We start from the raw sequence: 14,429 nt of genomic DNA, 5'->3' as shown, positions 1-14,429 counted from the left end.
ATGATATTTGTAACGGTAGGAACCCACGAACAGCCGTTTAACCGCCTGGTACAGAAAGTGGACGAGCTGAAACGCGACGGTATCATCCGGGAAGAAGTCGTCATGCAGACAGGCTTCAGCACATACGAACCACAGTACTGCCAGTGGAGCAAGCTGATACCCTATCAGCAGATGGTACAAAATGTGGCCAACGCCCGCATCGTCATTACCCATGGCGGTCCGGCCAGCTTCATCATGCCGCTGCAGGTCGGTAAGATCCCGATCGTTGTACCGCGACAGCATCAGTACGACGAGCATGTGAATGACCATCAGGTGGAGTTTGCACGGAATGTGGCGGAACGGATGGGGAATATTCTAGTGGTTGAGGATATTGAAAAACTCGAACAGATGATAACGGATTATGACGAGATTACCAAGGGTATGAGGAATGAGAGTGGGAGCCATAATTTGGAGTTTAATCGGGAGTTTGAAGAGATCGTAAATAATTTATAGAAAATAGCAGGTAGAAATATAAATATGAGAAAAATACTGGTACTGATGGCTACTTACAATGGGGAAAAATATCTGTCGGAGCAGTTGCGAAGCATATGGGATCAGGAAAATGTAGAGGTATCTGTGCTGATTCGCGATGACGGTTCCACGGACGGAACGCATGAATTATTAAATCATTACCAAAAAGAGGGAAAACTGGAGTGGTATACAGGAAAACATCTGAATGTATCCAAAGGATATTTTGACCTGATGTGCCATGCGAAGGGTTATGAAGCAGATTACATCGCATTTTCGGATCAGGATGATGTCTGGGATAGAGATAAATTGTTCGTTGCAGTAAAAAAACTGGAAACTGCAGAAGAGACAGTTCCGGCACTTTATTACTGTGGACAGGAGCTTGTAGATGGGAAACTGAATCCTATAGCAAAGCATGAACTGAACAGAGAAAGAAATCTGACAGCACGTTTTGTGTTATCAGATTTTGCAGGCTGCACAGGTGTATTTAATAAGAAACTATTAAACGAAGTCGTAAAATTCAAACCGGAATATATGCTTATGCATGATACCTGGGTTTTAAAGGTATGTCTCTGTCTTGGCGGGAAAGTTTACGTGGATCCGGAGTCACACATGAAATATCGCCAGCACGGCGGGAACACCGTGGGTCTGGGAAGAAGTCTGCCTGCTTATATGAAACAGGTAGGGCAATATTTGAATGAATACCAGATAGAACGTCAAATGAAAGAGCTGGTGCGTGGATACGGAAATGAAATGGTTCCGGAATATCGGAACCTGGCAGAAATGATATGTGAGTACAGACATAACCGAAGGTATCGGAAAAAATTGCTGGATCGGAAATATATCAATTTTTGTAATAAAGGTCTGAATCTGACTTACTGGCTGAAAGTTCAGCTGAATAAATTATAACAATGGAGATAAAAGATGATTATCACAAAAACACCTTTCCGCATGTCATTTTTTGGCGGTGGAACAGATATGGAAAGCTTCTTCCGGGAAAATGGAGGTTCTGTGCTTTCCACAACCTTTGATAAATATTGTTATGTAAATGTAAGACATTTACCCAGGTTTTTCGATTATAGTACGGAGCTTTCTTATTCCAGAACAGAGCGAGTGACAGCTGTGGAGCAAATTCAGCATCCGGCTATCCGGAATGCAATGAAAATGCTGGATATGCATGAAATCCGCCTGACATACGAAGCAGATCTTCCGGCACGCTCCGGATTGGGAACTTCAAGCTCTTTTGCGGTAGGAATGCTGAATGCATTCTATGCGTTAAAAGGAAAATACGCAGATAAAAAAAGACTGGCTGATGAAGCTATCTATCTGGAACGGGAGCTTTGTCAGGAGGAAGGAGGCTGGCAGGATCAGATTGCAGCCTCTTTTGGTGGCTTCAATCGAATTAATTTTAATGCAGAAGGATATGAAGTGCTTCCGGTGATTATTTCCCCGGAACGGAAAAAACAGTTAAATCAGAACCTGATGATGTATTTTACCGGGTTTACCAGATTTTCCTCGGAAATACAGAAGGCAAATGCTGCAGGCAGAGAAGATAAGACGGCGCAGCTAAAAGAAATGCTGTCCATGGTGGATGAAGCAGAAAAAATACTGACAGATAAGGAAGCTTCGCTGGATGAATTTGGCCGTATGCTGGATTATACCTGGAAATTAAAAAGGCAGACAGGCGCAGCAGTTTCCACAAACAGCATCGATGCGTTGTATGCAGTGGGTATGAAAGCAGGAGCTCTCGGTGGCAAGCTGCTGGGAGCAGGCGGTGGTGGCTTCCTGATATTTTATGTACAGCCAGATAAGCAGGAAGCAGTGCGAAAAGCAATGAAGGATCTGATGCATATTCCATTTGCTTTTGAAGATGGCGGAACGAGAGTCATTCATTATACACCGGAAACCTATGTACCGCAGGAAGGCTAAGGCAGGAAAACTCGTATGAAAACAGTAATTATGGCAGGAGGGAAAGGAACAAGAATCACCTCTGTAGCCAGTGACATTCCAAAACCAATGATAAAGATAGAAGGAAAACCGATTCTGGAGCATGAACTCAAATGCCTTAGAAAGCAGGGCTTTACAGATATCATTATGACGGTAAGCCATCTCGGAAATATCATCATGGATTATTTTGGGGACGGCAGTCGGTTTGGAGTCCATATAGAATACTATTTTGAAAAAGAACCCCTGGGAAATGCAGGAGCCCTGTTCAAATTAAAAGAAAAACTGGATTCTGACTTCCTTCTCCTGAATGCGGATGCCATGTTTGATGTGGATTTTTACCGTTTTGTGGAATGCCACCGGAAAAAGGGTGGCCTGGTTACATTATTTACACATCCCAATAGTCATCCTTATGACAGTGGCCTGATCATTGCAGATAAAAATGGAACGGTGGAGCAGTGGCTGGCAAAAGAAGATGAGCGGCCTCTCTATTATAAAAATCGGGTCAATGCAGGTCTCCATGTTATCAGTCCCAAAGTACTGGAAAAGGAAATTGATGGCACAAAGATAGATTTAGACAGACAATTGCTGAAACCTCTGGCTGGCACGGGAGCCATGTTCTGTTATGACAGTCCGGAATATGTCAAAGATATGGGGACACCAGAACGGTATTATGCGGTTTGTGAGGATTTCAAGGCAGGCAGAGTGACCGGAAAAAATTTAAAGCACAAGCAGAAAGCGATTTTTCTGGATCGGGATGGAACGATTAATAAATACGTGGGGTTTTTACGGAAGCCAGATGAATTTGAATTGCTGGAAGGCGTTGCAGAAGGGATAAAAACGATAAATGCAATGGGATATCTGGTCATAGTGGTAACGAACCAGCCAGTCATCGCAAGAGGCGAAGTAAGCTACGAAGAGCTGGAGGTAATCCATAACAAAATGGAAACCCTTCTGGGGCAGGAGGGCGCTTATCTCGATGCAATTTATTACTGCCCACATCACCCTCATAAAGGATATGAAGGGGAACGCCCGGAATTGAAAATAGACTGCGACTGCCGAAAACCAAAGCCTGGAATGCTATGGAAGGCTGCCAAGGATTTCAATATTGACTTATCAGCATCCTGGATGATAGGGGATGGGGAAATCGACATAGCTGCCGGAAAAGCTGCCGGATGTAAAACAGCTTTGATTGGAACAGAAGCCTATGGTCAGGAATATACAGCAGCTTCCCTGTTACAATTCATGGAATATTTAAAAAAGGAGCAGCAGTGATGATGGAAAACAGATTACAGAAACATATTGATTTACTGATAAAAAGATATCCGGCACTGCAGTCTGTCGAACAGCAGATTACAGAGGCCTATCTGATTATGGAGGAATGTTATCAAAAGGGAGGAAAGCTGCTGATAGCAGGGAACGGCGGATCAGCAGCGGATTCTGAGCATATAGCAGGAGAACTGATGAAGCGGTTCAAAACACCCCGTCCGGTCAGTCAGGAATTTGCAGATAAATTGAAAGAAATTGATCCGGTACGTGGTAAAAATTTGGCCGAGAATCTGGAATGTTCCCTGATGGCAATTCCACTTGTGGCGCATGAAGCACTGACTACAGCTTATATCAATGATGTGGACGGGCTTGGAGTATTTGCGCAGCAGTTATTCGGTTTTGGAAGGCCAGGAGATGTTTTTCTGGGGATATCAACTTCCGGAAACAGCAAAAACATCATGAGCGCAACAGTAGTGGCCCGTGCAATGGGAATCAAGGTAATCGGATTGACCGGAGCCGGAGGTGGAGAACTGGAAAAGGTTGCGGACGTATGCGTGAAGGCTCCGGAGACAGAGACCTATATGGTACAGGAATACCATTTGCCAATATATCACTGCTGGTGCCTGATGCTGGAAGAAAAATTTTTTGGAGAAAATAGAAGTGTGTGAAAAGATGAGAAGAAAAATTTTGTATATTTCTATGTGTATGCCATTTGATAAAGCATTTCATGCAGGAGGAAAGACTTTTAATTATTATATAAATTCTTTCGCAAATGATGAAAACAATGAAATTACGTTGATAGCGAAGGTGCTTCCTGATGAAGAAAAATTTATAGAAACAGTAAATTCCAAAATTAAAAAATATTTGGTAGCAACACCAAAACAAGGACTGCATAAATGTATTAGTTATGCCAAAAGTTTAAATTCTAAATATAATCCGTGTTACAAATATGGAAATGTGCTTACAAAAGAAATATACGATCAAATTGAAAAAAAGTTACATATATTGCAGGATGAGGGGTACAGACCAGATGTAGTTATTTTGGAATGGACCTCTATGTTGCTTTTTATTGAACAAGTAAAAAAATATTTTCCAAATGCAAAATATGTGGCTTCAGAGCACGATGTCAGTTTCTTGGGATACTTGCGTAAGTACGAAAAAGCAGAGGGCTTCTTAGATAAAAAGATAAAAAAGATAGCCTATGATAGTTTGAAATATCACGAATTGAATGCAATAAATAAATGCGATTTAGTGGTCACCCATAATTTAAAAGATAAGAAATTGTTAATTAAGAATGGTGTGGAAACAGAAAAAACAGATGTTATAGTTCCGTATTATGATAAATTTTCGGTGACAAAACGTGAGCCAAATAAACGGGATATTATATATTATGGAGCGATGAACCGAATTGAAAATTCGACTAGTGCTATATGGTTTGCAGAAAATGTATTGCCGAGATTAGCTGATTGCAAAGTTAGATTCATTATTATTGGAAATAAGCCGCCTAAAGAATTGATGAACATGGCAAATGATAAAATTATAGTAACAGGTTTTGTAGAAGACCCATCGTTATATTTTGAACATGCGATGTGTTTGGCTGCCCCGTTGTTATTAGGAGCTGGAATAAAAGTGAAGATTATTGAAGCTTTATCTTCTGGTGTTCCAGTGCTAACAAATGATATAGGAATAGAGGGAATAGATGCAGAGGATGGCAAGGAATATTTTCATTGCGAAAAACCGGAAGAATACGAAATGGTTATAAGAAAAATAATAAGTGGAGAGATTGATACAAGTGTTATCACGTCAAACGCAAAACGAATGATAGAGGAAAAATATAATTTAGAAAACTCTTCTAAAAATTACAGAGAACGTGTATATCAGTTGGTAGAAAACAGAGGAAAATAAAATTGTGGATAAATTAGTTGCAATCATATTGGTTAATTATAACGGATATAGAGACACAGTTAATTGTGTACATAGTATTTTATTGAGTGAATATAAAAATTATAAAATTATTGTGGTGGATAATGCTTCTACCAATAATGAGGAACTAAAGAAAGATAAATTTTTAAATGAGAACACTGACTTACTCTTTTTAGATAAAAATATCGGATTTTCAGGAGGAAATAATAGAGGAATAGAATATGCTCAAAAATTATATGATCCAGCATATTATTTGCTTTTGAACAATGATACAGAAATTCAGGACAAAGCATTAGGAGAACTTGTAGAAACTTTTGAAAGAACCGAAAATTGTGGATTGGTAACAGGAAAAATATTTTATTATGATAATCCGGAAATTTTATGGGCAGCGGGAGGAAAATTTGATTTTCATACCGGAATTGCGGATCAGCCTGCAATGGGAAAACGAGATGGAAATGAATATGCAGGTGAGCATGAAACTACATTTTGCACAGGCTGTGTGATGCTGATAAGCAAAGAAGTTATGGAACGTGTAGGAAAACTGAATGAAGAGTTTTTTCTTTATGCTGAGGATACAGATTATTGCTGTCGGGTTATGAGTGAGCAATATAAGTTAATGTATACCGGAAATGCCATAATTTACCATAAGGTAAGTGCCAGCAGTGGGAGGAGTAGTAAGATAACCCAGTATTATAATATTCGAAATAATTTTTATATTATTAAGTGGTATTGTAGGAACAAAATGTATGGATATTTAAAAAGATGGTATAGATTAATGAAGGAAATTATGCGAGGAGAATATGAACTGAAAAATGTAATACTTGCATGGAAAGATTTCCGAAAAGGAATATTAGGTAAAGTCGATATATAAGGGGTAATAATGAAAAAATATGATTTGTCAAAATATTATGTATTTATATTCATCTTTTTGATGTATTTTATTCCGAAATATTTTGAATATACAACATTTGTAAAGATAAATGGGGTAATTCAGATTATTAATGTACTTAAACTTGTATCATACGCGTTGGCTATAATATGGTGGAGTATAAATATTCTGGGAAAAAAGAAAATACCTGTTTACTATTATATACTAATATTGTTTTTGCTGGTTTATTTTACTTACGAGGCATTTATAAAAGATAGAAATAATGTTTTTATTGTGCTATTGTTTTCGTTAATTTTTGAAGAAAAGTATATGAGACGATATGTAAATGATATTTTGAAGATATCGGTATTTCTTTATGTATTGACAATCGTTGCATGTTTCTGTGGGGTTATTGAGAATGTGTACAGAGACCGTGAAAAATTCGGAACAACATGGACGGCAGGAGGATTAGGGTTTGAATATTCTGGACAGTTAGCGATGATGCTGATTCCAATAGTCTTTTTATATTATTACAAACGTTCAGACAAGATCAAATGGTATGAGAATGTGCTGTGGTTATGCATCAATGGCATAATTTTCATCCAAGCACGGACGATTATGGCATTTGGATTGGTTGTGCTTTTTATAATAACATTTAACTGGCAGAAGCTATGCCGAAGGAAAAGAAAAAGGACAATCTTAGAAAAATCATATATAAAATGGTGCCCATACATTTTTGCACTTTTAACAGGGGGAATGTTACTAGCGTATAGGGATGGAAATGTAATAGGAAAAAAATTTGATTTAATTTTAAATGGAAGACTAAGTCTTGGAGTAGCAATGATCAAAAAATATGGTGTTGCATTATATGGAACAACATTTGTAAATTCAACGAAGCCGGCATATGAAATTTTGGATTCAGAGTATGTGCATATGTTAGTGGGAGAAGGTATATTATATTTTCTTATTGCCTTGGTAATCTGTCAGTTGATCATGGAAGCTTCCATAAAAAGGCAGGATGCGTATCTTACCTTGATATGGATGATGATACTATTTAACGCAATGTTTAATAATGGAATTTTTAATTTAGTTATGAATCCATTTGGAATTATATTGTCAGTTAGCATTAAGGATATTTTTAGAAAGAAACATTTTGGAAAATATGAGGAAGTGAATCAAGTGCTATTATGAGTAAATCAATTAAGAAAAATTTTATTATGAATATAATTTTGACAATGTCAAATTTCTTATTTCCATTAATTACTTTTCCTTATGTTTCAAGAGTTTTATTGCCTTCTGGAACCGGAAAAGTAGCCTTTGCAACATCTGTAATTTCTTATTTTTCTATGTTTGCACAATTGGGTATTCCGACCTATGGAATAAGAGCATGTGCGCAGGTAAGGGATGATAGAAACAAATTATCAAAAGTGGTTCATGAGCTTTGCGTCATCAATGGAGTGACGATGATTTTGGCTTATCTGACATTTTTTTGTGGGATTTTTTTCGTAGAAAGATTACGGAATGATAAGTTGTTATTTTTAATTATGAGTTCCATGATTCTGTTCAATTCTATCGGCATGGAGTGGCTATATAAGGCATTGGAAGAGTATACCTATATTGCAATACGTTCAATAGGATTTAAAGCGATTGCGGTAGTTATGATGCTTATGGTCGTTAAGAGTCAGAGTGATTATGTTATATATGGTGCAATATCAATCTTTGCAGCATCAGCATCTAATATCATGAATTGTGTGAACGCACATAAATATATTTCATTACGGCCAACAGGAAATTACAATTTCCGACAGCATATTAAGCCGATTCTAATTTTCTTTGGAATGTCATGTGCAACTACAATATATACAAATTTTGATACGGTAATGTTGGGATTCATGAAATCAGATGTAGACGTGGGATATTACAACGCAGCAATAAGAATAAAAAATATTCTTGTGAGCGTGATTACATCATTAGGAACGGTCCTTTTACCCAGGGCAGCATATTATATTGAACATGGTTTGGAGAGTGAGTTTAATTATATAGCAAAAAAGTCTATTAATTTCGTATATATTTTAGCATTACCGATGATTATATATTTTATTTTATATGCACCGGAATGTATCTATTTTTTGTCTGGCAATGCATATCAGGGCTCCATTCTTCCAATGCAAATATTGATGCCTACTTTATTGTTTATAGGTTTAACTAATATCTTGGGAATTCAGATTATGGTTCCTCTGGAAATGGAACAATGGGTATTGTATTCCTATATTATAGGCGCAGTCGTCGATTTAGTAATAAATACACTGCTTATTCCAACTATGGGAGCCAGTGGGGCTGCTATAGGAACTTTAATTGCAGAAATAGCTGTAATGATATATCAGTATAGCAAAGCAAAAAAGAAAATGCAGGGTATGTTTACAGAGATAAAATATATAAAGTTAATCATTGCCTTAGTAATAGGAAGCATTTTAGCAATAGTTGCAAAGCAAATAAATATAGGGTATTTTATTGCATTAGCAATATCATCAATATTATTTTTTGGAAGTTATTTTGTTGTTTTATTGGTTTTAAAAGAACCAATGATGTGTGAAATAGAAAAGCAGATTTTATGTAAATGGAAAAAGGATAAATAAATGAGCGGAATGATGCAAAAAAGGAAGCCTAAAAAATTAAACTGTAATATATGGATTATAGGAATAATAGTTGCTTTGCTTTATGCACAGCATTATGCAGTTCCTATGTTTTTTGATGATTATGGATATGCAAGTTTATCTTATGGATGGAATGGAAACCAACATGGGATGCTATATACAATAGGGGATGTTTTTAACTTCCTAAAGTTTCAATATTTGAATTGGGGAGGACGAATAGTATATTTCTTTTTTGAAATAATGGTATTCAGAATAGGTGGAGTACGTTTAATTCAGGTTTTACAAACATTGATTATAACAGGAATTATATTGCTAACGGCTCAAATCATTATGAAAAATATTGGAGAAAGAAACATACTTCAGTTACCTGTTATATATATCCTTTCATTTGCAATGTATGGAACTTTTGCGTTATTTTGCGCAGCGGATGGAATTTACTGGTACACATCCAGTGTGCTTTATGTATGGCCATTTTTACCATTCTTACTTGGAATACTGATTAATATGCAGAATCAAGTAAAAAGGAGATGGATTAATTTAGCATATATGTTTTTAATGTTTCTTGCAGCGTTTTCTCAAGAGCAAGTTGCTGTGTTAATTATCGTTTATTCAGTGCTGGATTTTAGTTTTGAGCTTTTGCTAAAAAAAGAAAAATTAGAAATAGCATTACATGGTATGATTGGTGCATGCGTTGGCGGAGGATTAGAAATTTTAGCTCCAGGAAATTTTAATCGTGCATCAAATGCAATGTATTCGGAATTTTCGAATTATAATATTATACAAAAAATCAAATATAATTTTCCTAAATTATTGGAAATTAATATAGGGGATTATAATTGGATTTTTATAATCATTTTATCGGTAGTTTTAGTTGAAGTATGTTTGCAATTTGAGAAAAAAGTGTTTCATAGAATGGTACCTGTAATTTTGGCACTTATATTAGGAATTATATATGGACGATTCAATACAATTCCTGAAAAAATAACGTTATGTATTAAAATTGTTTGGTGCATATTATTTACTACAATTTTGATTTTATATTTCATAAAAAATAGTTCATGGAAAATGCTGGCATTACTAATAGGCGGGCTGTGTTCACAAGGTATGATGTTGGTAATTCCAAGTATTTCGGTTAGATCGTGTTTACCATTTATGTTTGTACTTCACATAGTGTCATTAAATGCTATGATTGAATTTGGAAAAATAGAGAAATACAAAAAATTGTCAATTCTTATTATGATGTGCATTGGGTTATATGGAATTGTTAATTTTTCATATATCTTGCATGGATACTGGGTAAATTATGAAACACAGCAGATGAATCATTATAAGTTGCTGGAAGCATCTTATCAAAAGCTGGAAACAAAAGAGAAATCAGAAATTGTTTTATATAAATTACTAGATGACAAATTTGCAAATATAATGCAGTATAGGGAAGGATACGATTATATGATTTATTGGATATGCAAATACTACGAAATTCCGGAAAATATAAATTTTATTTGGAGAGATAGCTTATATTGGTGTGAGAAGAATACGAAATAGGACAGCGGTTGGATAAGGTGAAAAGATGATGAAAAATAGTGACATTTTATATCTGGTAATTCCATGTTACAACGAAGAAGCTGTTTTACATGAAACGGCGCGGCAGCTTATGAAAAAAATGAAGGCTATGATTGAACGAAACATGATTTCAGAAGAAAGCAAAATCATGTTTGTGAATGATGGATCCAAGGATAAGACATGGGACATTATACAGGAGTTGCACAGGTTAAATCCGATTTATTCTGGAGTGAAATTATCTCGAAATAAAGGCCATCAGAATGCATTACTGGCAGGACTTATGACTGCCCGGGAAAAGGCAGATATGGTGATTTCTCTGGATGCAGATTTACAAGATGACGTAAATGTTATTGATAAGATGGTGGAGAAATATTACGAAGGAAGTGATGTAGTATATGGGGTACGAAGTGCCCGGGATACCGATACCTTTTTTAAAAAATTTACAGCTGAGGGTTTTTATAAAATTATGCAGGCCATGGGTGTGGAAATCGTATTTAATCACGCAGATTATCGCCTGATGAGTAAACGAGCTCTGGATGGATTATCTGAATTTCATGAAGTGAATTTGTTTTTGAGAGGGATCGTCCCTTTGATTGGTTACAAATCGGATATTGTTACCTACGAGCGTCATGAGCGGTTTGCAGGAGAATCAAAATATCCGTTAAAAAAGATGTTGGCTTTTGCTACAGATGGCATTACTTCCTTTAGCATTAAACCTATTCGCATGATCACGACCTGTGGCTTTTTGATTTTTTCTATAAGTATTTTGATGTTACTGTATTTTATAGTAATACATATGTTAGGAAAAACCGTGCAGGGATGGACCAGTACAGTAGTATCTATCTGGGCCATAGGTGGTCTGCAACTTCTGGCTATTGGAGTTATAGGTGAATATATAGGTAAAATATATCTGGAGACAAAAGCACGCCCGAAGTATATTATCGAGACAGTATTAGATAAATAAAAGGGAATAAACATAAATGCTCCATAACTGGAGCCTTTCATTATCTGCATCTGTCTGCAATAATAGCCTTATACTAGCTGACAGCATGGTACTTGGAGTTGATGATACATTGAAACTTTCTGTCGTAGGTCTTTCACTGGATGAGACAGATAAAGATATTATAGAAAGTTTTTTGGATAAGACGGAAGAAGATGAGATGTATAGAGGAAAGTATATTTTTCGAAAACTTTCAGATTGTTAGGAATGCGCTGTGATATGAAAACAGAAAATCATATGAGAAAACAAATTGTTTTATTGTTGCTGTCAACAATGTTGGTAATACTGATAGGATACATCTTTATCTATCCAGATCGAATGGTAACAGATACTGTGGTGACCACTTCTTATGATGCATCATCATCCGAGACAACATCCAAAATTCCACTGGAAAATGATGCAGAGTGGCTTCAAACTTTAACTTTCTCTGAAAGTGGATTTCTGGATAGTGTGAAAATGAAAGTAACAGATATTCCAGAGAGTATATCCGGAGATATTAAGCTGTCCATTCTGGATACAGATAGAAATGTCCTGTATTCCGAAGAGATTCCCTGCCAGAGATTGATAGATGGGACATACTATCAGATGTCTGGGTTCACTGAAATTGCGCTCTATGATATAGGGATAAAAGTGAAAAAAGATGACATTCTGTTTCTTTCCTGTTTACTTGAAAAAAATGAAGCGGAAGCGCCAGCATTGACTGTTTATCAAAGGAAAAGCGACATAAAATTATGGATAAGTGGAGTGTTGCAGTCAGGGAAAATGCTTCGGATGAGTTACTGTACGGTAAAGAAGGGGCAGTATTATAGTGTGGCTGTATTACTTGCAGGTATGATTGCGCTACTGCTTCAGATAGTGAGAAAGAGGGAGGAAGCATTCCGCAAAAGCGCCTGGATCTTTGAACTGGCACTACCGGTTTTTGTATTGCTATTATTTGCCTGGATAAATGGAAATATAGAATATGTCAAAAGTATTTACGTAGTGACAGGAATAGTATTGTTGTATGTGATATATCTGTTTTTGCTTGGTTTGTTCCAGGTAAAAATAGGTGAAACATTGTTCGTGATGATTTGTTTGGCTGTTACTCTGGGAAATTATTATGTGCAGGAATTTCGTGGACAACCTATTATGGTTACTGATATTTTTTCGGCAGAAACTGCATTTACAGTAGCTGGGAATTATGTGTATACCTGTTCTTTCCCGATATTGGCTGTTGTGATAATTTATGCATTGCTGTATATCACAATTATTTATAATGGATTCCCGGTTTTAAAGCTACATATAAAAAAGAGGCAGGAAATTGTTATAAGGAGTCTTATTGTTTTAGGAAGCTGCGGAGTATTCTGGGGTATTTGTTATTTTTCCAAACTCAATTTAAGTGGTTGGGATATCAATGAAAGCTTCGAAAAATACGGGTGGCTTTATACGAATACAAAATTGATTAAAAATTTCACGAATACAGCTCCGGAGGGATATGCCGAAGGCTTAGCCCGTAAATTTATAGAAGAGAACGCTAGTTATACAGAGGTAGAAGAGGGGGGTGATAAGATTCCACAGAATCTAATTGTAATTATGGATGAATCCTTTTCGGATTTATCTGTATTAGGTGAATTTAGAACAAATCAGGAAGTGCTGCCGTATTTTAACTCGTTGAGTAATAATGACAGGATAGAAAAGGGCTGGCTCGGCGTTCGGGTATTAGGCAGCGGTACGGCAGTGACAGAATGGGAAGTACTTGCAGAGGGCAATAGTGCATTTTTGGAAATTGGTTCTCTGTATCCTTATAATTTATTGGCGAGCGGTTTGGGCAAATACAATTATGAAAATTTGTGTACAGCGGCAAGGAAAAAAGATTATTATCCGATAGCCATGCATCCGTTTAATGGGGCAAACTACAATCGGGATAAGGTGTATCCCTTAATGGGCTTTCAGAAGTATTATAACATTGATAATTATTATGAGGGTGACGAATGGATTCGCTGGTGTGTATCAGATAAATCTGATTTTAAACGGATAATAGAACAATATGAAAATAAGGAAACAGATAAGCTATTTGTGTTCAATGTTACCATGCAGAATCATGGTTCTTATTCCTATCCGATGGAATCCTACGATATAGTAGCGCAGGATATGGAAAGTGAAGAACTGAATAGTTATCTGACTCTGGCGCATTATACGGATCAGGCGATAGAATATCTGTTAGAATATTTTTCAAAAGTAGAAGAGCCGACAATGATAGTACTTTTCGGAGATCATCAGCCAAACATGACAGATGATTTTTATGAAAAGGTATTTGGAGCATCCGATATCACAGAACAGCAGGATGAAACCCGGTATGTGACACCTTATTTAATCTGGAGCAATTATGACAGAATCACTTATAACAGGCCTTATATTAATGCAGGTTATCTTGGCGCAATCATAAAAGCGGAGGCTGGTCTGGAATTAACAGAGTGGGATCGGTATTTACTGCATGTAATGGATGAGTATCCAGTGATTGGAAAAAATGGGATATTTGATAAAGAGTACAATTATACAGCGTATGAGGATATCACAGAAGAGGAAAGTGAAGAACTGAATAAGATGAAATATGCACAGTATTATTGGTGGACCAATTAAAAAATAAAGCGAAAGAAAAATGGGAAAGAGGATATAAAAATAATTGTAAATTTATATTCATAGCTAATTTAAAACCACGGAG

General features: G+C 36.4%; 12 protein-coding genes. All 12 read left to right on the top strand.

The features are described from left to right. A complete protein-coding gene (locus WMO29_RS09715) occupies positions 1 to 492 on the top strand; it encodes a glycosyltransferase (RefSeq protein WP_349164629.1) in 492 nt (163 codons plus the stop codon). A 24-nt stretch (positions 493 to 516) separates the two neighbouring features. After that, complete coding sequence (locus WMO29_RS09710; protein WP_349164628.1) at positions 517 to 1,416, top strand: glycosyltransferase family 2 protein; 900 nt, start codon at positions 517 to 519, stop codon at positions 1,414 to 1,416. A 15-nt stretch (positions 1,417 to 1,431) separates the two neighbouring features. After that, on the top strand, positions 1,432 to 2,436 hold the full coding sequence (locus tag WMO29_RS09705) for a GHMP family kinase ATP-binding protein (protein WP_349164627.1): 1,005 nt from the start codon (positions 1,432 to 1,434) through the stop codon (positions 2,434 to 2,436). Between the two features lie 15 nt (positions 2,437 to 2,451). Continuing rightward, on the top strand, positions 2,452 to 3,726 hold the full coding sequence (locus WMO29_RS09700; RefSeq protein ID WP_349164626.1) for an HAD-IIIA family hydrolase: 1,275 nt from the start codon (positions 2,452 to 2,454) through the stop codon (positions 3,724 to 3,726). Further along, positions 3,726 to 4,388 carry a D-sedoheptulose-7-phosphate isomerase gene (locus tag WMO29_RS09695; RefSeq protein ID WP_349164625.1) on the top strand — a complete coding sequence of 221 codons (663 nt, stop codon included), beginning with the start codon at positions 3,726 to 3,728 and terminating at the stop codon, positions 4,386 to 4,388. Before WMO29_RS09700 ends, WMO29_RS09695 begins: the two co-directional genes overlap by 1 nt. Beyond that, positions 4,366 to 5,625 carry a glycosyltransferase gene (locus tag WMO29_RS09690; protein WP_349164624.1) on the top strand — a complete coding sequence of 420 codons (1,260 nt, stop codon included), beginning with the start codon at positions 4,366 to 4,368 and terminating at the stop codon, positions 5,623 to 5,625. The genes WMO29_RS09695 and WMO29_RS09690 overlap by 23 nt, the downstream gene beginning before the upstream one ends. A 4-nt stretch (positions 5,626 to 5,629) precedes the next feature. Further along, positions 5,630 to 6,514: a glycosyltransferase family 2 protein gene (locus tag WMO29_RS09685; RefSeq protein WP_349164623.1), complete on the top strand. Its 885-nt coding sequence runs from the start codon at positions 5,630 to 5,632 to the stop codon at positions 6,512 to 6,514. A 9-nt stretch (positions 6,515 to 6,523) separates the two neighbouring features. Next, positions 6,524 to 7,702 carry a hypothetical protein gene (locus WMO29_RS09680; RefSeq protein ID WP_349164622.1) on the top strand — a complete coding sequence of 393 codons (1,179 nt, stop codon included), beginning with the start codon at positions 6,524 to 6,526 and terminating at the stop codon, positions 7,700 to 7,702. Beyond that, positions 7,699 to 9,147 carry a flippase gene (locus WMO29_RS09675; protein ID WP_349164621.1) on the top strand — a complete coding sequence of 483 codons (1,449 nt, stop codon included), beginning with the start codon at positions 7,699 to 7,701 and terminating at the stop codon, positions 9,145 to 9,147. The genes WMO29_RS09680 and WMO29_RS09675 overlap by 4 nt, the downstream gene beginning before the upstream one ends. Continuing rightward, positions 9,148 to 10,710, top strand: coding sequence for a DUF6056 family protein (locus WMO29_RS09670; RefSeq protein WP_349164620.1), 1,563 nt, complete (start codon positions 9,148 to 9,150; stop codon positions 10,708 to 10,710). A 28-nt stretch (positions 10,711 to 10,738) separates the two neighbouring features. Continuing rightward, on the top strand, positions 10,739 to 11,692 hold the full coding sequence (locus WMO29_RS09665) for a glycosyltransferase family 2 protein (protein WP_349164707.1): 954 nt from the start codon (positions 10,739 to 10,741) through the stop codon (positions 11,690 to 11,692). Positions 11,693 to 11,947: 255 nt separating this feature from the next. Further along, positions 11,948 to 14,347: a sulfatase-like hydrolase/transferase gene (locus tag WMO29_RS09660; RefSeq protein ID WP_349164619.1), complete on the top strand. Its 2,400-nt coding sequence runs from the start codon at positions 11,948 to 11,950 to the stop codon at positions 14,345 to 14,347. Positions 14,348 to 14,429: the final 82 nt, after the last annotated feature.

It is taken from the genome of Laedolimicola intestinihominis, from assembly GCF_040096155.1.
In the GTDB taxonomy this organism is placed as follows: Bacteria; Bacillota; Clostridia; order Lachnospirales; family Lachnospiraceae; genus Laedolimicola; species Laedolimicola intestinihominis.
Note: the sequence above shows the minus strand (reverse complement) of the source record. Positions and strands in the feature narration are given on the sequence as shown.

Bases quoted from the DNA above. Each gene is read 5' to 3' on its own strand.
- WMO29_RS09710 (WP_349164628.1), top strand. From the start codon at position 517: ATGAGAAAAATACTGGTACTGATGGCTACTTACAATGGGGAAAAATAT.
- WMO29_RS09680 (WP_349164622.1), top strand. From the start codon at position 6,524: ATGAAAAAATATGATTTGTCAAAATATTATGTATTTATATTCATCTTT.
- WMO29_RS09660 (WP_349164619.1), top strand. From the start codon at position 11,948: ATGAAAACAGAAAATCATATGAGAAAACAAATTGTTTTATTGTTGCTG.
- WMO29_RS09670 (WP_349164620.1), top strand. From the start codon at position 9,148: ATGAGCGGAATGATGCAAAAAAGGAAGCCTAAAAAATTAAACTGTAAT.
- WMO29_RS09695 (WP_349164625.1), top strand. From the start codon at position 3,726: ATGATGGAAAACAGATTACAGAAACATATTGATTTACTGATAAAAAGA.
- WMO29_RS09675 (WP_349164621.1), top strand. From the start codon at position 7,699: ATGAGTAAATCAATTAAGAAAAATTTTATTATGAATATAATTTTGACA.
- WMO29_RS09665 (WP_349164707.1), top strand. From the start codon at position 10,739: ATGAAAAATAGTGACATTTTATATCTGGTAATTCCATGTTACAACGAA.
- WMO29_RS09715 (WP_349164629.1), top strand. From the start codon at position 1: ATGATATTTGTAACGGTAGGAACCCACGAACAGCCGTTTAACCGCCTG.
- WMO29_RS09705 (WP_349164627.1), top strand. From the start codon at position 1,432: ATGATTATCACAAAAACACCTTTCCGCATGTCATTTTTTGGCGGTGGA.
- WMO29_RS09700 (WP_349164626.1), top strand. From the start codon at position 2,452: ATGAAAACAGTAATTATGGCAGGAGGGAAAGGAACAAGAATCACCTCT.